The sequence below is a fragment of the Massilia arenae genome (assembly GCF_008014745.1).
GTDB classification, from domain to species: Bacteria; Pseudomonadota; Gammaproteobacteria; order Burkholderiales; family Burkholderiaceae_D; genus Telluria; species Telluria arenae.
The window spans coordinates 66,842-88,305 of record NZ_VPFD01000012.1; the positions used below are offsets into that span (position 1 = coordinate 66,842).

The window sequence follows — 21,464 nt, forward strand, 5'->3', positions numbered from 1 at the left end:
CGACCCGGGTCAGGCCGCACCTTCGGCGCCGCCGCTGTCTTCGGGCGCCGTCTTGCGCAGGGTAGGCTCCGCCCGGGATTCAGCTGGCGCCGTCGCCGTCGCAGGACCCAGGACATGGAATAGCGCCAGCCCTTCCGCCGACGGCGCGCCGCGGTCCAGGGCGATCCCGCGCCCCGCATCGTCGCGAACCTCGACCGACGCCTGCCTGAACACGGCAAGGTCTACCTTCAGAAACTGGATGATCATTTCAGGCAACGGGGGCATGATGCCGCCATCCGGAGTCGCATCGGCATCAGCCTCGGCGTCGCCGTGTTCGGACACGATTGTGGACCCGGCGCTCTCCGAGTACACTTCCTCATCGATGTCGGCCGCCTGGAAATCCGGCGTGCCCAGCAAGACATCGAATTTCTGGGCGCGCGAGAAAACGACGTCGTACTGGTATTTTTCGTAGTTATTGGCGAGAAATGGAATGCCGATGCGCAGGGGCCTGCTCGAATCGGCCAGCGAATTGACCCGGTCCAGCCGTCCGATCCGCTGCTCCAGCCGGGCGGGGTTCCAGGGTAAGTCATGGTGGATGATATCGGCGCAATGGCGATGCAGGTCGATGCCTTCCGAACCGATGGCGGAGCACACCAGGATATCCGGCAACAGGGGCGAGTTAAATGACGCGCACAGTTTGAGGCGCAAGTCGTTGCCGACCGCGCCGGACAGGGTGCTGACGTACCTGACGTCACGGCGCAGGATGCCGCTCCACATGCTTCTGCGCTTCGATTCTCGCTGGTCGGCCTTGCTGATCGATCCTTCCTCGGCCACCAGTCCCGAGATGAAGCGCTGCGCGCGCGCCAGCATCGTTTCGCCGTGCCCAACGTCCATCGTCGCCATGCCCGCGCTTATGCGCTCGAAATGGGACTTGTTTCCAGCCAGCGCTTCGTAACGCGCGATCAGGTCCTCGCGCAGGGCGACCCGCCTCAACCCTTCCATCAGCTGCGGCACGATGTCGGCAAATGCCTGCAGCGGCAGCGGTTGCGGATTGCGGGCGAGCAGACGCTCCGCCTCGGAGTCGAGCAGGTCCCATAAGGCGCGATGGAAATCCTGGCGCGGCGCGGCGCACCACAGGTTCTGGCGATCCCGGTATTGCGCATCGACCACCCGCAGCGCTTCGGACACGCCGTCATCCTCATCCTGGTCAACGCTGTCATCGGAACGCTCTTCGTCCAACTGCCCACTGCCATTGACATAGGCCCGCAGCAGCCCACTCCCCTCCTGGTCATCGCTGGCCGTCAATGCCTGGTGCAACCCGGCGAACATTTTGAGCGCATGGGACCAGCGGCTGGCGATCCGTGCATCCTGCGCCAACGCCGTCCCCAGCAGATAAGCATCCAGCAGCCGGATGATGCGGCGCGCGTTCGGCCTGATCCCCGCCCGCGCCAGGCTGGCTTGCACGAATCGTCCGGCCGCGTCGCGCTGGCGCGGCAGCTCCACGCCAAAGGCGTCCGCCTCGCCGGCAGCGTCGCCCAGCGATATCCACCACAGATTGTCGACAAGGTCGGCACGCTTCAACAGGCTGGTGCGCTGCATCGTATTGGCGCCCGCGAGGGAGCGGTGGTAGGCATCGATTTTCTGCGCCAGCGCCTCCTCGATCTCATCCAGCGTCTTGACACGTTCGCAGAAAATGAGTGTCTTGCGACCGTGGACAAAATTGTCCAACGCCCGCGTCACGGTCGCCTGGACCTTGGGGTGGGTCGTGTCTCGCAATACCTGGGCAAACATGGCCTGGTAGCGCTGCTGGGACGAGCCAATCTTGCGTGCACTGGCGCCTTCCAGGTAGGCGCTCTTGCTCGACGACATGCCCCCTAGCAGGCGGGCATTGGCCTGCTTCGTCCCGCCGCCCTCCCGCTCCACGAGCTGGCCCAGCCGCATGCCGATGAAGTTGACCATGGCGGCATCCTCGCCGCCATAGCCGGCGCTCGGATACAGGGCGGGACGCCGACGGCCATCCGGGTGGCCCGTATGGAAATGCTCGCCGATCCGGAAGTCACGCTTGTCGGGCGGTTTCGTATGGCGAATGACGATCTCACGCAAGCTTTCCTGCAACGCTCCGATCGTGTCGCGATACGCCAGCAAAGCTGCCGAAAAATTCTCTACCGCATCTTCCGCATCGCCGACGTCTACGATCTTGCTTGCAATCGAGCGAATGCCGGCATCGTCACGAGCAGCGAGCAGCGCGTCGAGTTCGCGACTGTCGCGCACCGTGGACAGCGCCTTCCAGGCAAGCGCGAACTTGTCGCTGGCCTGGAGACAGCGGCGCATCGCGCCCGTTTCCTTGGCGAAGACCTGGGCCAGCACCCGGGCCGACTTGCCGTCCTTGCGTACCACGACATCGAACACACGCTGCATCTCGGCTTCCTCGACCTGGAATGGAGTTGCAGACATAATGAGCTTGCTGGCGATATGCGGCGCATAGCAGGCCTCGAACACGCTGGCGTTGTGCTTTCCCGCCTTCCAGTTATGCACCTCGTCGATGACGGCCAGTCCGATATTCGCCTCGGCCAGCTTTTCCTGGAACACCAGGTCGCGTACCTGGTTGAAGAATTCGCGCGGCACCCCGCCGCCTTCCTGCAGCTGCGCGCGCAAGACACGCCAGCGCGCCGCCACGTCGGCGCGCTTCAGGACACGCTGGGTGGCGCCGCGCAGTCCGTACATGTCTTCGCGGCTCGTGGCCAGGATGCTCTCCAGGTAATCCTGCCAGCGGGCATACCGCAGGCGCGGTCTAAGGATATTTGCATCTTCGAGGGCGCGCACTACCTTCATCCTGTTGGCCGCATGCACGCCGGACAGCAGGAAGCCCAGCACGAATTGCGAGAACAGCTTGTTGTCGCCTTCATGGATACGGGGGGCGTTGAGCGCGCTCATCGACATAACATAGACATTCGGTTCAAACCGGTCCTGCTGGCCGGTGAATCGCTTGAACAGCTCGATAAGCGGTTTTTCGTCGAAGGTCTCGTTCTTCAGCTCTTGAAACGCTTTCTGGAACAATCCCCCAAGGGCTGCGGATTCGCTGTCGAGAAATTCCCGAATCGCGGCTTGCGAGTACCGGGCGGCAAACCCCAGATTTTCTCTCCCGAGAACGTCGAATTCGCTCAACACCGGCCACATGCGCGGCTGCTTGCCAAGCAGGCCATGCGCCTTGGCCCAGCCGAACAGCGTGTGCAGGAAGGGATGCAGGATGTGCTTGTCCACGCGCCGGCACGCCGCGTCTTCGTAATCGTGGAGGCTGCGAAACAGCTCCCAATAACTGTTGATGTTCAGCGGACGCATACCCTTGCGTTCAGCATCACCGACATGATTCACGTACTTGCCGTTGAAGCTGTCGATTTCCTCGACCCACTTATGCTTGAGCACGTGACTCGGCGGCGTGATCAGCAACACCCTGCGGTCGTTGCGCTCACTCTGCATCAGGTAGTCGGCCATCACCGCGAGCGCGACATAGGTCTTTCCCATGCCGACTTCATCGGCGAGCAAGACCGCATCGTAGCCCTTGCCGAAGCGCGTGGAAATGGCACGTGCGGTCGTGCGCTGGCGGTCCCAGTCGCCCTGTACGGTGGCGCGCTCGGCGGTGGCCTTGACGATACGGTCGAACGAGATGCGACGGCTCATGACAATTCGCTCCTGCAGAATTCAAGATAGGTTTTCAATACTGGGGGATCTGCGCGACGTGGCTTGATCCCTTTCACGAGCCGGCGCGCGAGAACGCTCATGGCAGGCAGCTGTGCGCCCAGCCTGTGGCAGAACAGTGCGAGTTCGCCCATCTTGAAGCCGTGCACCTGGTCGCGCAGCGCGCTGGTCGATGTGTCGCGCTCCGTGTCGAGCAGGCGGGCGTAGAGCAGCAAGGGCTTTTCGACGGTGCGCGTCCACGGCTCTTTCCAGTGTGCAAGTCGAGCGATGTCGGCCACTCGCTGCTCGAATACGCGCTCCACCTCGCCGAAAAGACTGAGGTGCCGCTGCATCGCGATGACCAGATTGGCTTCACGGTCGACCGTCTTGCCACCGGGCTCGCCGGTGTCGGGGGGCTCGCCCGGAATCTTTTCGCCGCGACCGCCGCCGCCCGCATACTGGGGCCGCAGGTAATACAGCAGCCAATCCTCGGCGTTGGCGAACAGGCGCAGATCCGAATAGGCGAGCAGGTCGGCGGCGTGGTGGAAAGGTAGATAGAACACGGGTTCGGGCTGTCCGCGCGGCACGAAGCGCAGATTGCGCTTCCCCAGCAGGGGTAGCGCGGACGCGTTCCAGCAAATCGGCTGCGACGCCGTGCGCTCCAGCGTGAGCGGCACTTCGCCCCAGTGGATGTCATAGTCGCGCAGCCTTTCGGGCTGGTCGCAGCCGAAGTGAAATGCCACGCTTGCCAATCCATCCTGCGCGCGCAGTTCAATGTCGCGGATGAAGTCGAGCTGGCCTGCGGCGTCTTCGTACAGTGCATCTTCTTCGCGCTCGGCGGCCTCGATCTGCTCGGGCAACTGCGCATACGAACAGGCCGCCGACGAAGACAGCGCCTTGACGACCTGGGCGACGATGGTGTCCGCACTGCCCGTCTGCACCCATGCCAGTCCCAGCTCGTGATTGTCGCCATTCCAGGCCTTGCAGGTGAAATTGGCGCTACCGATATACACCAAGTGGCGTTGCCCCTCGCCGCAAAGAATGAGGATCTTTGCGTGCAGCCTGCGCACGATGTTCAGGCTGGCCACCGGGGTGCCGTCGTTGGCGGCGGCGATGCGCGCGAGTTCTTCACTACGGATCGCCGGCGGGATCAGGTGCAGGCGACGCGTTTGCGCATGCAAGCCGTAGTGGCGCTTGCTCAGCGCCGGCAGATTGGCCGCATCGGTATGGACGGCGATCTCGCGGATCGGTCCCACTTCGCGGTCGAGCGCGTCGACCAGAAAGCTGCTGCCCCGGTCGAAGAACGGCGACACCACGACCAGCTTGCGCGCCGGACGGGCGGACACCGAGCGCCACAGGCTGGCCAGTTGTCCGAGCCCCGTTTCGCCATAGCCGGACGACAGCAGCGTATAAGCCTCTTTCGGCCCGCCTTTGCCGGCGGCTTTCCACTTTTCCAAACGTGCGTCGAGGGTGGCGACGATGGCGTCCAGCGCCGGAGAAGCCGCGGCCTGGGGGTGCTGCGCGTAGCCGTTGCGCAGCAAATCGGTGAATGCGCGCAGCAGCCCTGCGTTGGCGCGCTCACGCCCGCTCCACACGAAGTCCATGAAGACTTCGCGGTTCGAAAACAGGCCGGTCTGGGTCAGGTTGAACGAGCCGAGTACGAGGCGCACGGTGTCGCGCGTGACGATCAGGTAGGCCTTCGAATGGTGGCAGCTATACGCCTTCGCGCGCACCGGAATCAGGTCCAGGAAATGCGGCAGCTTGTTGGATTCACGGGTCTTGCGCGCGTCGTACAGCACCAGCGGCTGGCAGGCGGCGATGAAGCGCAGGTGGTTCGTGCGCAAGTCGAATTCGTCGTCGAGCTGGCGGCCAGCGATCAGGTTGATCAATTGCTGGTCGTCGAACTCGTAGGTCAGCACGACCATGCGCTCGATCGGATCCGTCCTGGCATTGGTGGCGATGTCGGCAAAGATGCTCTGCAGCGAATCGAATTCGCCATGCGATGGTGAGTGGCTCATGCTTGCGCGTGAAGATGGTATCGGTTGGCGCGCTGGAAATGCCAGTCGCGGCGGTGCTGGAAAGCGACCAGGGCCAGGCGCGCCCCGCGACCTCCAGCCTTGGCCAGCGCGCTGCGCCGCTCGCCGTAACTGAGGACCTCGAACTTGCCCTGCACGCGCAGTTCTCCATCTTCCATGAACGGCGTGCTGCCCTTGGCTTTCTGGTGCGCCACGTGGTGGGCCAGGATCCGCTGCGCCGCATCCTGGTAATCGCGGACCTCCGTCAAGCCGGCGAACAAGCCCTTGGTGTCGCCGGCGTCAGGCATCTGGCCATAGGCACGTGCCGTCACGCGCAGCGCCCCGGCCAGGTCTTCTTCGAGTTCGTCGAAAGGCAGCGGCCCGTTGTCCTTTTCGGCGCAGGACAGGTACTCGCGTTCGAATATATGCTGCACCAGCCCGATCAGTTGCTGAAACAGCTCGACCTGGGTGAGCTCCGTCTTCAAGGGAGCGTACCGGCTGCGCCATGCGTCGAAGCCGGCGGCGTAGCTCGCCGCATCGTGCTGCCAATCCTCGTCTTCGTCCACGCTGATGGGCCGGTCCCACAGGCAGCGAACCGCCGGCGTGCGGTCACAATACTCGCTGATCAAGGTGCGCCAAACCTGCGCTTCGGCCCGTCCCGCGGGCGCCCCGGTCTCGAACAAGGCGGCATGGTCATTCATGCGGCCCAGGTCCCAGGACTCTCCTTCCCACCACGAATCCAGGGCGGCCCGCAAGGATTTACCCTTGCGCTTGCCGAATGCGGAGGCGAGCTCGCTTCCGCGCGCGGTGAGCTGCTTGCCGGCCTTGTCGAGAATGCCCCAGGTGCTCGACGGGCTCGAATAATGGCCGAGCGTGCCGTAACCCAGACTCGCATAGATGCGATCGTTGTTCCTGATATCACCAAGGGCAAGACTGTCCCGCTCGCGCATCAGCGCGGTGTATTTCGTGATATTCAGGACCGTGGACGATGCCGATTCCACAGTGTGCAGCAGGCCCCACAGGATCTCCGCCCGGCGAAACTGCAGCGCGAAATCCTTCTGTCCCGGGGCAATGCCGCGCTCGGCGAGGAAGGTATAGATCAATGCCAGCACACCGTGGTAAGCCGGCTGATTGGACAGGACGGTGAACTGCTTGAACAGCTTGTCCTGCAGCGCGGTATAGGGAGACAGGAAGCCTAGCGGATCCATCAGCAAGCCCTGGCGCCCGAGTATGACGTATTCGGAAAATTTCATGAGAGAGCGGTAACTGAAATCGAAGCCGGGCGGCAGCGCGGCCTGAAAGTGGTGGAACAGCACGGGCACCACACGTAGGGACGCTGGCATTGTCGAGCCTTAGGCAATAGGATTGCCTACCGAGCGTGGCAAAATCCATCACCGCGACGTCAACGTCGGCGGATCGCTTGGCGGACATGTCGGGCGTTTCCTGCATTGCCGTTATCTTGACCTCATGGCTGAGTGCACACGCTGGTGGCGCGTAACGGCGCACGCCACAATCACGCCCGTGCGATTGGAAGACACTGGCATGCTAGAGCGAATTTTTCTAGTGCGCAACTTTACTTGCGCAGACGGATCAGAAAACAACGAGGCTTTTCCTGGAATCCGCATTCCTCATCGGTTTGCAGCCGATCAATCACCCTCGGCACTCCGAGCCAAAAAAATTCCCGCCGCCCGCGTATGGTCGACATCGGTTTTCCTTGGGGGGGGATATGACACAAGACCGTGCAATAAGCTCGGGGACTAGACTGATTTGGCGGAGACGGTGGGATTCGCCTACATCCCGCAGGCGCTCTACTCGTCTGATACGCCAACAATGAGAAAAGCCACCTTGCGGTGGCTTTTCTCATCAAACTTGGCGGAGACGGTGGGATTCGTATTGCGTTTTAAAACCCGCATGGATACTGGCTTTCCGCCGATACAAAATACCGCCAACCCTTTCTCATACCCCTAAGCGATCTGGTCGAAGCAGGACAATGTTGGACAATCCTGGGCTCATCACTGGCCGACTTCCTATATTTGATTTTACCGCCAACTTACCCCATGCAGCTACTGGGCGTTATTGGAGAGCAGCGGCGTCGATGCCTTTCGAGTGTCTAGAAGACTCGTGGCGATTCACTTCTCCATTTTGCGGTCATGCCATTACCCTGTTTGAAATAGCCAACATGGCGGCACGAGAACGGCAGATCACTGTACCACTGTCCCGTCATGCCTGCCCGCTTTGGGATGCAGGCATGACGGCATTCAGAGCACTTCCGCTTCGGGAGGCGCTTCAGGCAGATTGAGCCGCGTTTGCACTTGGCGCATTTCGTTGGCGGACTGCGGGGTTGCAGACGCAGGCTCGCGACGAGAAAGCAGGTTGTACACGAGGTCTGCAATCTGTTTCGCCAGCAGCGGCGGCACTGCATTGCCTACCTGATGGAACTGTTCGGTTCGGTTGCCCTGGAAGAAGTAATTGTTGGGGAAGGTCTGCAGTCGGGCAGCTTCACGCACCGTCAAGCTTCGGCACTGGGATGGTTCGTAATGGATGAAGTAGTGTCCGTCCTTGGAAATGTGGCTAGTCACCGTGTTCGACGGATCTTTTCCCACTTGGACTCGGAACCGGTCCTTGAATTTTCCGGATTCCCAGTTTTCATGGTTGGGCCGCAGTCCTTCCAGATTGAAATCGGCGTGACCCTTAGGCGACCGGTCGTATGCCTTCGCATATGCAGACGCGAACGCGTAACGCCGCAAGTCACTCCGCATGTGGGCGCGGGCACTGTGATTCAACCAGACTTCAAGCCGTGGATCGTGATACCAACCTGCAAGCAGATTTGGCGAGTCAGCATTGTAATCTTGAATCTTCAGCTGGTTATCTCCCGGCCCCAGACCATCCAGAACTTCGTTTGCCGTCTGCAGCAATACATCATGAAGTTCGCAACGCGCACTGTCATGCGCGACCTCGCGGGCCATGCTCAAGAAATGGCCGCGAACGATTTCCGCCCATGAGCTGTCCGAGTCAGGTTCTTTGCTGAGTACGCTGCGTATGGCGGGAAGTCCGCTTAAAACTTGGCGGGCGTTCACTTTACCAGCCGTCGCAAGCTGCCCGGGTGCACCACGGAGTTCGACAACATCTTCCCTCACGCCTACAAGAATCACCCTGTGCCGTGCTTGCGGAATCCCGTGATTTTCAGCCTTGATGACGAAATCGTGCACGTCAATCTGATGCGCATCGTCACTTGGGCGAAAACGGGTCGGGCTGCTCATCGAATAGATTCGGTATCTGTGCATCCGATTCGATCCACCGGCATCCTTGTCGGGATCGGACAAGTCCTGCAGGATCGTCTCGAAAATCTTGTTGCCTCCAACGGAGGCCGTAAGTATTCCCTTAACGTTTTCCATCACGAAGACCGAGGGACGGTACTTCCGGATGATCCTGAGGTATTCCTTGTAGAGGAAATGACGATGATCGTCTTCCGCCTTGTACTCGACGTTTCCGCGATTGCGCGAGCGCCCCACGATCGAATACGCCTGACACGGAGGGCCGCCGATCAGTACCCACTGGACATCAGGTCCGATGCCGTGCGCGCTGATCCTCCGATCTAGCTCCTCGTTGCCTTCCGGCGTTCCAAGTTCGATCTGACGAGCTTCTTCGCATGCTTCGGCCCACACATTCATGTTGGACTCGTCATAGGGATGAGGCGCATGCCGGTTACAGAACCGATAGTAAGAATCGAGTGCGTTGCCGCCACGTCGCTTGAGAAGACGATAGAACGCCCGCAGTCGAAGCGTCCGGTGCGCGGCCTCATTCATTTCGGCCGATACAATGATCCTGAATGGATCTCCCTCAACGGAAGAAAAGCCTTCACCGAGCCCACCAGGGCCTGCGAAAAGATCAACTACCTGGATATGTCCGGAACTGGCGGACTGTGATTTGCTCGACAACTTTGCTTTACATCAAAAATGGCTGTTGCCGTAGGATAGCAAGAAATATGGACGTAGTCGATGCAGCAACCCGTTCGCGGATGATGTCAGGCATCCGGTCGGCGAATACAAAGCCGGAAATGATCGTCAGAAGGTACCTGCATGCCCGGGGCTTTCGCTATCGACTGCACGTCCGAGCTCTACCCGGCTCGCCCGACTTGGTGCTGCCGAAGTACAAGGTTGCGGTCTTCGTTCATGGATGCTTCTGGCACCGGCATGAGGGTTGCCGCTACGCGACAACTCCGGCCAGCAATGCCGACCGCTGGAAGCTGAAGTTCGACTCGAACACGGCGCGTGATGCGCGAAACGCGAGCATGTTGACTGCAGCGGGTTGGCGGATCATCGTGGTCTGGGAGTGCGAGCTGAAGCGTGATCCCGAAGAAAGACTTGGCAGTCTCGTATGCGAGATAGTAAGTCGAAATGGCGGCAACTCACTACAATCTAGCGAATATCAGATTCAGACGTACTGTTAAGGTCAATTGCTATATGGCCCGCAATCTGAATCGCCACCTTGCCTGTCTTGAAGCAGACCAATTTAGAGCACCCAAATCTCTTGCTTACCTTAAAATCGATAATGCTATATACGATGCCACCCCGGCCGAATGCCATAAACGGATTGCATCAAAAAGTCGCGCGGAAATATTTCGCGACACCTTAGAAACCCAACCACCAAGCCATTGGCGCGATTACATTATTGATCCTTCGACGAGATAACCTTCAAATCAACTTCCTCTTTGCGTCGCGTCAACGGTGGCCCAATTACCAACTCGTCCACTTTACGATGTGGCGCCTTGGGCTCTTCGGATACAAGATAAACCATTAAACCGGGAAACTGATTTTCCAAGGCCTCAATCGCTTTCTTAATGGCTCTTTCCGCGTCTGCACGGATAACCGGCAAAGCCTCCTTCGCTTTAGGGTAATTAGCTGTTGCGCTCATTGTCCCTCCAGCGATCCCAGCGACGGCTGCAAGTATCGGAAGCACGCTCTTTATTGAGCCTCGCTCCAAGTCACACTCTGGAATGCGAAGATTTGGCGCATCCGACTCGACTTTCAAGAGGAATGCCTCAACCATTAGCGAAGCATATAACCGCCATAACGAATCGACAACAATTTGATACTTTCCGACATTGGTTCGGTCTAGATTCAAGTGCAACGATTGGGCGAGAAGAAATTGCTGCCAGTATTTTTCATCGTTCCGAATTTCTACTTTGAGATCGATTATCTTTGGATTATCTTCCTGGATTCTATGCCTGATCGGACTGAGCAAGAAGAAAAATTCCCGGCATTGCTCACCTAGCAACTCAGGCATGAGTGAGTGATCCACCAAGCCGCGCACTTCGACTTCACCACTAAATATGTAATTTCTCCTAAACGGGTAACGTTCAAACAACAGAACCCTAAAGCCTTCGGATTTGGCATTGTACAGCCTACTGTTAGGGTAATAGTGCAGGCCGTGCTGCCCGCGTCCCTTATGAGTAAACGCAGAAAAATAAAATAGATTTCCCCGCCATTTCTTTACATAATATTCATTGTTATAGTTTGTTAGAAGGACGATAGTCCTTCTTTCCTCTGACACTCGCAGCGCCCGAAAAGGACTACCACCAAATTCGCGCAATAGTTGCTCATTACTTACCTCTTGCCCCATCGAAAATCTTAACGTATCCACCATAAGCAACCTTATAATTTTTACTGGACAGCATCGACTGAAGTTACGAAGAATATAATATATCCGCCTTATTTCATGAATTAAAGCAATATTTTCTCAAAGCGGGGATGCGGTATCCCAAGTGCAGGCGGGGACGCACTTAATCGATCAAATTTTTCATATTGACCGTTACAAACACTCTATCTTGGCCATATTTGTGCACGATCCGAGTCTGTGTCGAATATCGTTGAACCGTTATCGTCCTGCTTCAAATCGAATGAATTTAGACAATTGTCCAGATTTGCAGAGCGGTATTCTCATGCAACATGCCGGAATCCCGTCAGCCAAGTTGGATCTCTGCAAAACCTTCTCTAACAAGCCTCGACCGTATCGACCAGATCTGCTCGCATTCCTTCACGGAGGGAACAAACTTCGGAATCCTGCATGCTGTCCTGAGTACTCTTACCTCGCGCGCATCCAGCAGCCCCTGCGCAGTGCCCCAGTCGAGCATCGCCTGCCACTGCCCCGGCCGTATCCCCAGCACCGCAGTCCTTGCGAACACGCCATACCCGACCTGCTGCACGCCTGCCCCGCTCGCGTACTTCCTCGACACCGGATCGAAGAGGCCGTCGACGACCTCCTGGCTCAGCGGCGCGGCCGCGTCGCGGACTCGTTCCCAACAGGCCTCCTGCTTCGCCCACTCGGTCACGTTGGCCCTCGGACGATGAGGATCGGTTAGCACGCCGAACACGGCACGTGCACACTTCGCTATCTGGTCACAAAGGGGCTGTGATATGCGCTGGTGCTCCCATATCTCGCCAAGATCCAGCTGTCTCCCCTTGCCGTTCTTCAGGACCGAAAACTGAAGCACGGCCAGCGTGTACGTGACGATGTTCGCACGGTACGCACCTTCGAACCAGGGCTGAGCCTTGACGATCAGTTCGGTCTGCCTGAACATGATCGCCATCGCTACCAGATCCCTGAAGTACTGCTCGTCGAAGGCGCTGTCGTTCTCCGTCCAGCGCTTCGCGAGCCAGCCTGCAAAGATGACGAAGTTCTTCTGTGCTCCCTTGCTGACCTGGTGTGGCAGCCCCTTCCATGTATTCTCGAGCTTGGCGACATCGAGCTTCGTGAGCAGCTGCGATTTCGGATTCCTGAGCAGGAATTCCTTGCCCGCTTCCCTGCTAAGGTTCTTCTGGTCGTTGACGTACTGCCCGCGAGAGCGTTCGTAGTACCACCGGGTCGGCACGCCACCGGCGAAAGCCGGTGCCAAGACCTGCTTCGACAGCTGCTCCAGTCGCAGGTGATACTGATGGTTTGCGAAGAAGTCGGACTCGTTGACCTTGTTCTGGCTGTTGGCAAATCGCGCGATCAGCGGAATCAGCTCCGCGGTACGCGCAGACGGCAGCACCGACAGCTTCATCTGTACCCATACCTTCGACAGGTCGTGGCCCTGGCGGGATGCTGCAGCAAGCGATGCCGTCGTCTGGCCGCCGTTGACGATCTGCAGATTGACCACCCTGATGATTCTTGACGACTCTTCGTCGAACTCCACAGACTCTGCAGTCGCGGCAACGCCGTTGTTATAGGCGAAGAACATCGCGGGTCGTTCCGCAATGGTCTGCTGGATGCCCGAGTTGATCTTGCCCTTGGTGCTGAGGAAGGACCGCACGTTGCCCTCCAGCAGGCGGCTTCCATGGCGCTCGTAGATCGACGCCAGCATGGCGCCGGAGACGGTGCACAGGTAGCCCTCGTACTCGTCGGAGGAACCTGCATGCAGCGCCGCGATGCCGTTGCCGCTGCCGTTCCTGAAGTCGACCTCCAGGTCGTCCCTGCCGCTGTCCGAAACCCATGCACGGTGAAAGCGGGTGACATCCCAGACATGCCGCTCGACCGGTATGCCGGCCAGCACACGGCTGTCGATTGCATAGCCGGCGAAGTCCGCCAGACGATCGGTAACGAGATAGAGGCGCAACCTCGATATGCCTGTCTGCTGACGGACGATGTCGGCAGCAAGACCGATGCCGGGATCGCCCGACGGGTTGCCGTCCCGGGACAGCTCGCCCGCGAGCGCTGCCGCGGCGTAGCGTTCCGCCAGGTCGAACAGCCGCCTCGCCTTCTCGGCTGCGATGGGTGGCATGTCCGGAGCGCCGCAGAAATCCGCGATCAGGAGGGCAAGCGAACCATCGGCATCGTCGAAGGCATACCCGTCGACTTGCATCGCGCCGTATCCCGGCACCGACCGCACGAAGCCGCAGCGTTGGAAATCGGAAAACTCTTCTGCATCGACGAGGCGCCGGCCGGTGTCGTCGACAAAGGCCGTGGCTTCGATCTCGCCCTCGTCGGTCGCAGCCTCGCTAATCGAGGCAATCCAGTCATCCCTGAAGGAATTCAGCGCACGGAACTGGTGCTGGAGCTCGGCATCCTGTCGCTGATCGAACACGCGTTCGATGTCGAAGACTTCGACCGGTACCGACCGGCCGAGGACCGCGAGTTCGGGCACGTGCAGCGCTCCGGCGCAGAGGTCGGTCAGCACGTGGATGCGGACGTGCTGCATCTCGCTCCATGCCGCCGCGATCGTCGAAATCAGCGGGAAGGCATCGTGACTCCGGTCGACCCGTTCGCCGAGCGTGCCGCTGGCGGACAGCGCAAGGAAGCGTCCGCAATGCTCGGCGGCTTCGTGCGCCATCTCTTCAGGCATCGTTCGCGGCTCAGTCTCGCCTGCGTAGACGGTGACGAGAAGGTCCAGGCGATCGAGCTCGTCGGAAAGCGCAAATCCGCTCAGCCGCACGGGCTGCCCGTCCACCGTGGCCACGAAGCGGCAGGGCTGCGGCGCAAACGTGATGCCGCGCTCCGCCATGTAGCCCGCGAAGATTTCGACAAACGCAAGTTCGTCGAACTGCGTCGCCCCTGCGCTTGCAATATTTTGGAGGTCGAGCCGCTCGCGCACTTCCACGTGCACGACGGCGAGGAAATCCTTCAGCAGTAGGCTGGTTTCGGCGTTGTTCATCAGGCTGCCTTCCGCAGGGTCATCAACTCGGGAATCTTCATGTCGGGTACGGACCAGACGTGATCGAGCATGATGTCCCAGCACTCGTTTTTCTTGGCCCATTCGGAAATCATCCGGCCCCTGGCGCTCTCCTGCAGCAGCGCGTTGACCTCGTCGGACCACACCCGGATCTGGTTTTCAAGCTGCGGCGAAATGCCCTGCTTTTCCCAGATGGCGTCCAGGCTGATCCTGTCGCCGAGCAGGCGGGAAACCAGCGCCACCGTATAGGCGGTGACGTTGGCCTTGAAGGCCGGGAAGCGCGGCTTGATGAGCCGATCCGCAGACTTGAAGATGATGACCTGCGCGATCATGCGCTTGTACTGCGTCACGTCCGGAAGCGTGGCGGCTTCCGCACCATCCGGCGTCATAGTCTTCATGAAGGCCGGGAAGGCCTTCTGTCCGCCGAGGCTGACCAAGTCGGGCCTCTGCATCCACGCGCATAGATACTTGGCGAAATCGGTCTTGGTCAGCTTGCGGGCCGGCGGCATCGAATCCTGGAGGCGACGGCGGTCGGTCGGGGTCTTCGCTTCGCGGTCAAGCATGACCTTGTAGCTGCCGGCCGCACGTTCGTAGTACCAGCGGCTGGTGCCATCCGGACAGTAGGTCGTCATGGCCAGCTTTTCCATCTCTACCTGAAACGGCTTGTTCGCGAACAGATCGGACGCCTTCACGGCACTCTGCGAATTGGCGAAGCGGGAAATGTCGGCGATCAGGGCATCCTCGGTGACCTCGTCGGTCTGGCGAAGCACGATGATCTTGGCGGGAACGCGCACCTTGCTCAAGTCGACGGCAAGCTTCTTGCGCGTGAAGAAGATCGACGCCATGGTCTGGCCGCCGTTCACGACCTGCATGCCCTTCAGCCATGCGATGCCGGGGCTGCCGTCCGCCGCCCGCGCCAGGCTGGCTTCGTCCGCAACGATGACCACGCCGTTGTTGTAGGCCATGAAGCGCTCTGGCTGATCGCGCAGCGTGTCCCGGATACCCTTGTTGACCTTGTTCGTCTGGCTGAGGAACGACCTCACGTTCGCTTCGAGAATCCTCGACCCGTACTTCTCGTACAGGAAGCGCAGCGCTTCGCCCGGGATTGCCGTCAGCGCATAGGCATATTCCGCGCCTTCGTTCGGCACCCAGACGCATGGGAGCGGCCCGCCGCAGTCGTCGGCGAAGTTCACGACCAGTTCGTCGCGCGGCTTGCCACTCTGAAGGTGGTTGAACAGGCGCTGAATGTCCATCACCTCGAGCTTGATCGTCTTCCCCTGGATTTCGCGGGCCTTGAAAAAGCCGGTCTTCGCCTTCCGATCGGTCAGCACGTAGACCCGGATCTGTTCCAGACCCGGGTAGGCCGTTTCGATGGTCTGCACCAAGCGGTAGGCGTCGTGCGACTGGTCCATCTTCCGCAGCAGCGCACCCGATACGCACTCCTCGAGGAACTTCGCACACTGTCCGGCCGCGCGGGTCGTTTCCGCGTCTGGAATGGACATCACCTCGTTGCAGCCTTCGTAAAGGCTGACATACAGGTCGAGTTGATCAAGCTCTTCCGAGACGGCAAAGCCGCTGAGCCGCAAGGTGCTGTTTCCGACCCGGGCCATGTAGCGGCAGATCTCGGGTTCGAACGTCATGCCGGCGTCGGCCATGTGCCGCGTCACCACTTCGGTAAACACCAGTTCCGGGAACGGCGTCTCCTCTCCCGCTTCAGCGGTACGCGCTGCCAGCTCGTCCCGCACTTCCTGCTGGGTTTGCTGCAAAAATTCGATCAATTCCATTCAGACTGCTCCAGTAAGTTCCAGTACATTCCCCAGCGAGAATGCGCGCGCGCCGGTTGCGTCGAGATCAAGTTCGTAGCGCACGCGCCGTATCGCGGCGGGCACGTTGGCGGCGACAAGACGCGGGAACGTTTCGTCGACGCGGATGAAGCGGGACTCGGACACGACCAGGCGTTGCGTGTAGTGTTCGGCGTGCGCGTCGACATAGCCGGCATGCAGCAGCGCGTTCTCGAAGCGCGACGCCGCTGAGGGGTCGCTCTCCAGCACGAGGCGCAGAGCAAGCACTCTTTCGCCCAGCGTGACGCCTTCGTCCGCGACGGCGAACCGGCAGCCGAAAATGAATAGCGGCTGGCGCGTCGCGTCGTCCAGCTGCTCCAGCGACAGGATAGTGGCCGGGAAGCCGTCATGGGACAGCGTGCTCTTGACCTCGACGGCGCCACTGCCGATCTCGAAGTCCTGCAGGCCGTCGAGCGGCCCCTGCCAGCCCTCGACCGCAGCGTGGGCATCCATTCCGGCATCAAGCAGCATGTCGAGGCAGACCAGCTCCCCCGTCAGCCCAAGCTCGGCCGCCGGATTCAGGGCGCCCCTGCTCCGGCTCATGAACTGCTGCCATGCGCGCACGCGTCCAAGGAAGAGCTGCAGCTGCCGCTGAGGGGCAGCATTGCGGCTTGCGGCGATCGTGGCCACCACGTCCGTCGCCATCCGCGAGAAAAGCTCGATGCCGCCCTCTTCCTGACGCACCAGCGCCAGCCAGTCGCCGGGAAGGCCGGACGAGATGCGTTCGACCCGGAACCCGGTGGCTGCGGGCAGCGTCGAAGCGGGCGGCAGCGCGACCGAGTCGAAGCCGATCAGAAGTGCCTCGCGGTCTTCGGGAAATCTGCGGGCAGCCTGCAGCCGCACGCCTTCCAGCCCCGTGACCGCGATGCTCCTCCAGCCGCCATCCCTGTCCGAACCACCGGCGAGCGCGCGCCAAGCAGTGACGAGTTCCTCGTCAAGCAGCGTCAGCATATTCCTGCTCCCAGAGGACGTTGTTGACCTTGTACTCGACTTTCTTGCCCGATTTGCTGCCGGGGAAGCTGATGCCGAAGGCGACGAACGGGGTCGATTCGAGCGGCTTGTCACCGGCATCGAATTCTGGCGGCTCAAGCAGGTAGATCAGCAGCACGCCTCGCTCGGGATGTGCGGGGACACCAGGCGCACCATAGCCTCGCATCTTGCGCAGCGCGGGGCCGTTCGGCACTGCCGGTTCCGTCCTGTTCTTTAGCCGTCCGGGCTCCTCCTTCCAGACCTTCCTGGTCTCCGCCAGAGCTGCTTCCCACGCCGCGCGATCGATGTCGACTCCCTCGTCCTTCGGCGAGAGCAGACGGCCGATCGAGTAACGGTCGGAACTGGAAGACTTGACCGCACGCTCGGCGCGCTGGACCTTGACGCCATCGAGAATGAACGGGTTTTCCTCGACGCTGCCGCCAACCAGCGCGACTGTCCACTTCGTCAGCTCCTTGTCGCCGACCATGGAGACGATGAATTCACGCAGCAGCTGTCCATTGGCCTTTGGAGCGCCAGGATGCGTACTGTAGGCCCCGAGGAAGTCAGTGACGTGCTCGTGCGGGACGTCCGTCCAGACGATGCCGTTCCAGCGGTCCCTGCCATTGGGCCGCTCCTGTTCGGGGATCGGCTTTCCCCGTCCCATTGCAGAAACCAGGTCCAGGAATGCCCCGTAATTGCTGTCGATCCGCTTCTGCTGCCGATGCATTGACACGGTTTCGATTACGTGTCCGCTGAAGGACAGGAACAGGCTCTTCGCCGCCCTCATCTTCAATCGCGAAGTCACCATCAGCACGGGATGCGACCTCACCTTGAGGCCATAGTCGCGCGGCGTCCCCCCGCTCTCGACCATCATGTCGAATTCCTCCCGCAGCTCTTCCGACGCGTCCGCGATGTGTTCGAACCATTCGACCAGCTCTGACGTGGTGTACAATCGGCAGAGATCCAGGTAGCCCGGACGATAGCCGAACCATCGGCCCATCTGCATCAGCGTGTCGTACATCTGCGAGGCACGCAGGAAGTAGCTGGTGCACAGTCCTTCCAGCGTCAGACCCCGGGCCAACTTGTCGCCGCCGATGGCGATAACCTTCAGCCCGACTGCAGCGTCAGCATAGTCCAGCACGTCGCCTGCCGTTCCGTTGATCACCCGGACGCTGATCTCGCTGACGACTTGCGGAAGAACTTCGGCGATGGCTTCCCAGGAAGGAGCCGGATACGGTCCCGCCTCCGGCAGACACTCTGCCATCTTCGCCGTCGTCGACACGAAGTCCCGGTCCCACAGGTCCTTCAGCCTCGTCAGCACGGGCTCATGACCGATCTTGCGCGACAGGCGCTGGTCCATGCCGCGGACCAGGGCTTCAACGCGGGCGTGCACTTCGCGCTGGACGTCGTTGAAACGCGTGACGTGCACAAGCATCGAACTGTGCTCGCCCTTTTGGCCCCGCAGCTGACGTGCCGCGCAGGCGAGGATAAAGGCATCGACCGCTTCCTGCAGGGATGCCGGCAGACCCGTCTCGTCCGGATGGGGCGGCACATGTGTTTTCTTGTGACCAAGCGGCATCCACCCGCCCGTGCCGTCGTCGCTGCAGTGGTCCTTCACCTCGCACACCAATGGCAGCGCACCTTCGCGCTGCTCGCCGTTGTTGAGTCCGAAGACCCTGGCAGGCCCAATGTAGTTCGATGGCGCACCCAGGCTGTGGATGAACGCTGCCGGGAATAGATCCGGCCCCTCTTCCTTCGTGTCGTTGCGCTCGTGGATGAAAATGTTTGCGAACGGCGTGGCCGTGTAGCCCACGTACGCCTTCCGGTGGAACGAATGCAGAATCCTGCGGATCAGCCCGTTGATGGCCTTCGGCTCGTAATCCTCTTCGGGCTTTCCGTTCTCGTCGTGGAACTGTTCGCCCGTGTCGACGGAAGCATGGTCGGCCTCGTCGTCGATGATCAGGAGCGGCAGGTGCGTCACGATCTTGCGCCCGGTTTCCGGATCCGTCGCATCGGCAACGTGGGTCCGGATCCACTTCAGCAGGCGGTTGAGCACGGTCTTGTTTTTCTTCACCACGAACAGCCACGGCAGTTTTTCAGGCGACACGCCGAGGTTGCGAATATTGCTCGCAATGAAGTCGCCCTTTTCAGTGCGATTGGTCGCGTAGTTTGGCCGGATGGATGGGTCTTGGTCGATCTTGCCAACACCCACCAGACGCATTGATTCCGCGTTCGGGTTGGTCTCGAAGCCGAGAAAGCCTTCATCCAGGCGGATCTGGGTCTGCGTGCGCAAATTGTTGTGCAGTCCCGCGAGAACGATGATGATCCTATACTTGGCATCCGCTGCCTTGCAAATCAGCCCCGTGTAACTGCTGGTCTTGCCAGACTGAACGTGCCCCACCACGAGACCGCGGCGATCCCATGGGCCTTCTCGCAGCGGATCTTCCAGCATACCGAGTATTCGATCGGTTGACTTGTCGAGTGCGTCCACGGCCTTCCATGGAAGCTTTGCCTCCTGCATTTCGCGGTAGCGCTGCCAGTAGCGCCAGTCCTTCTTCCGCTCGGGCGTCAGCCACGGAACGTGCCCCTCGTCGCTTTTCAGCCACGTGTCCTGGCCGCACCACACGCTGAATCGGCGAATCAGTTCGTCCGCCACGGCATTGCGGTCGAGCCCCTCCCCCCAGCCGGAATTGATCATCAGCGCCAGGTCGATCTTCTGGCCGATCAGGGCCGGCGTGATCGCACTCTTGTCGGCTTCGCTGGCGAGCAGTTCCTGCACGATCTTGATGACGCTGGTCTTGTTGGCTTCTGCCTGTGATGTCATTGCTTCGCTTCCTGTTCGGTAAAGTCGTCCGGCAGCGACGCCACCAGCTCGGGATAGTTCTGAAACGGTTCGGCCAGCAGAAGCTTGCTGCGCGCCACGGCCGGGGACATTCCCTTGAACCGCACCATGTTCCGGTACATGACCTTCAGCACATCCATGACGGCTGCGGGAGGCTCGCCGGCGAATCCGGTTCGCGGCGTCTCGCGCTGCTCGGCGGTGTCGATCCAGATGCGCTGCACCGGCACGGTTTCCTCGATCACTCTCAGCATGGCCAGCACCTGCGGCGCAAGCCCCTTCGCGTCATCGAGCACGGCGCGCACCGCCGGGTGGGTCTGGTCAATCCGGTAGCGCATCCCGCCGGAAAACTGCTGCGAATGCCATACCTGGCTGACTTCCTCGCCATTTCGGGTACGGGGGGTCTGGCCGCGCATGGCGAACGCGCGACGTGCCCGCGCACGGGTGTCGTCGGCCAGCTTCGCCAGCCAAGCGCGGATTTCGACTGGCGGCCTCGCGGTCGACTTGCGGATGTCGATCTTCCAGGCCTCGTCGGCGGAATTCGGGATGTCCAGCCGGATGCGGGCAAGGCGGTGCGCCTCGTCCTTCGTCCAGCCCCGGCCCTGGCCAAGCCCGAGCCAGCTGCCAGCAACCAGCAGGCGCCGGTTGCGATAGACGTAGAAGCCCTGCTGCGCGGTCCAGCCATCCGGTCCCTGGGCCGATTCGTATTCCTTCGCGCTCAGCCGGTCCTTGTGCGGCAGCACATGGCACTCGACTTCGACGCCCCGCATGCCAGGCGGCGACGCCGGCGGCGAATGCCACGGCTTGGCCGGATGTCCGTTCAGAAAAGGATCCCACGGAGCAATCGCCTTGCCGCCGATGCGCAGTCGCAGCAGCGGGCGAGGACCTTCCAGATAGCGGTGGAACACCATGGCAAGATGCCGTTCGACTTGGTCGATCAGGTTCAGAAAATCCTGCTCCTTGAACCCGTCGGTCACAATGCGGTCCAGAACTTCCCAGAGGACCAGCGTGCCCTTCCCGTGCGTGCCGAAGTCCGACACCAGCGCTGCCGCGCTGTCGTCCGGTCCTTCCAGCAGACGCCAGCCGTCGTCCCGGCTTGCAGCAAGCACGTCGAGATCCCAGCGCAGGCATTGCAGGCCATCCGCTCCTACAGTCGCCACGGTCAGGCGCCGGCACTGCGAGAACGAGGCAGTCTTCAGGCCAAGGCCGAAGCGGCCCAAGTCGTTTTCGGCGCGCCGGTCGAGCGGATTCTTCTCGCCCAGCCGCATTGCCGAGTCGAGTTCGGCGGCGGTCATGCCGTGACCGTCGTCCTGGATGCGCACGCTGCTCTGCCGGCCGTTCCAGACGAAGGTCAGGTCGACGCTGGTGGCGTTGGCCGCGATGCTGTTGTCGATGATGTCGGCCAGTGCCGTCGCGGTGCTGTAGCCGAGTCCGCGGAGGGCTTCGATCATTGCCACTGCGCGCGGAGGAGCGTGGCGAAAACCTGATTTGTTCAT

At 60.8% G+C, this 21,464-nt stretch carries 11 protein-coding genes; 1 reads left to right on the forward strand and 10 read right to left on the reverse strand.

All coding sequences use genetic code 11. The features are described from left to right. Positions 1–9: 9 nt before the first annotated feature. The 4 genes from FVD38_RS12205 to FVD38_RS12220 all read right to left on the reverse strand — a co-directional run bounded on the left by FVD38_RS12205 (position 10) and on the right by FVD38_RS12220 (position 9,607). Positions 10–3,657 (reverse strand): DEAD/DEAH box helicase, encoded by a 3,648-nt coding sequence (locus FVD38_RS12205; RefSeq protein WP_147935061.1) that lies wholly within the window; start codon positions 3,655–3,657, stop codon positions 10–12. Beyond that, positions 3,654–5,672 (reverse strand): phospholipase D-like domain-containing protein, encoded by a 2,019-nt coding sequence (locus FVD38_RS12210; protein WP_147935062.1) that lies wholly within the window; start codon positions 5,670–5,672, stop codon positions 3,654–3,656. Before FVD38_RS12210 ends, FVD38_RS12205 begins: the two co-directional genes overlap by 4 nt. Then, positions 5,669–6,985 carry a hypothetical protein gene (locus FVD38_RS12215; protein ID WP_229493609.1) on the reverse strand — a complete coding sequence of 439 codons (1,317 nt, stop codon included), beginning with the start codon at positions 6,983–6,985 and terminating at the stop codon, positions 5,669–5,671. Before FVD38_RS12215 ends, FVD38_RS12210 begins: the two co-directional genes overlap by 4 nt. A 942-nt stretch (positions 6,986–7,927) precedes the next feature. After that, the gene (locus FVD38_RS12220; RefSeq protein WP_147935063.1) at positions 7,928–9,607 is read right to left on the reverse strand and encodes a DNA cytosine methyltransferase; all 1,680 of its coding nucleotides are present in this window, start codon (positions 9,605–9,607) and stop codon (positions 7,928–7,930) included. A gap of 47 nt (positions 9,608–9,654) precedes the next feature. On the opposite strand from FVD38_RS12220, the gene FVD38_RS12225 reads away from it, so the two are divergent. Then, positions 9,655–10,119, forward strand: a complete 465-nt coding sequence (locus FVD38_RS12225) for a very short patch repair endonuclease (RefSeq protein ID WP_147935064.1) — start codon at positions 9,655–9,657, stop codon at positions 10,117–10,119. Positions 10,120–10,337: 218 nt separating this feature from the next. On the opposite strand, the gene FVD38_RS12230 is transcribed toward FVD38_RS12225, so the two are convergent. From FVD38_RS12230 to mzaB, 6 genes are all read right to left on the reverse strand, one after another. After that, complete coding sequence (locus FVD38_RS12230) at positions 10,338–11,315, reverse strand: hypothetical protein (RefSeq protein WP_147935065.1); 978 nt, start codon at positions 11,313–11,315, stop codon at positions 10,338–10,340. Between the two features lie 316 nt (positions 11,316–11,631). Further along, entirely contained in the window at positions 11,632–14,301 is a 2,670-nt protein-coding gene (locus FVD38_RS12235) for an AIPR family protein (protein ID WP_187271568.1), read from the reverse strand. Then, on the reverse strand, positions 14,301–16,103 hold the full coding sequence (gene mzaE / locus FVD38_RS12240; protein ID WP_147935067.1) for an MZA anti-phage system associated AIPR family protein MzaE: 1,803 nt from the start codon (positions 16,101–16,103) through the stop codon (positions 14,301–14,303). The genes FVD38_RS12235 and mzaE overlap by 1 nt, the downstream gene beginning before the upstream one ends. Further along, entirely contained in the window at positions 16,104–17,111 is a 1,008-nt protein-coding gene (mzaD, locus tag FVD38_RS12245; protein WP_147935068.1) for an MZA anti-phage system associated PD-(D/E)XK motif protein MzaD, read from the reverse strand. Beyond that, positions 17,095–19,953: an MZA anti-phage system associated Z1 domain-containing protein MzaC gene (gene mzaC, locus FVD38_RS12250; protein ID WP_147935069.1), complete on the reverse strand. Its 2,859-nt coding sequence runs from the start codon at positions 19,951–19,953 to the stop codon at positions 17,095–17,097. Before mzaC ends, mzaD begins: the two co-directional genes overlap by 17 nt. Beyond that, the gene (mzaB, locus tag FVD38_RS12255) at positions 19,950–21,419 is read right to left on the reverse strand and encodes an MZA anti-phage system associated ATPase MzaB (RefSeq protein WP_147935070.1); all 1,470 of its coding nucleotides are present in this window, start codon (positions 21,417–21,419) and stop codon (positions 19,950–19,952) included. The genes mzaC and mzaB overlap by 4 nt, the downstream gene beginning before the upstream one ends. Positions 21,420–21,464: the final 45 nt, after the last annotated feature.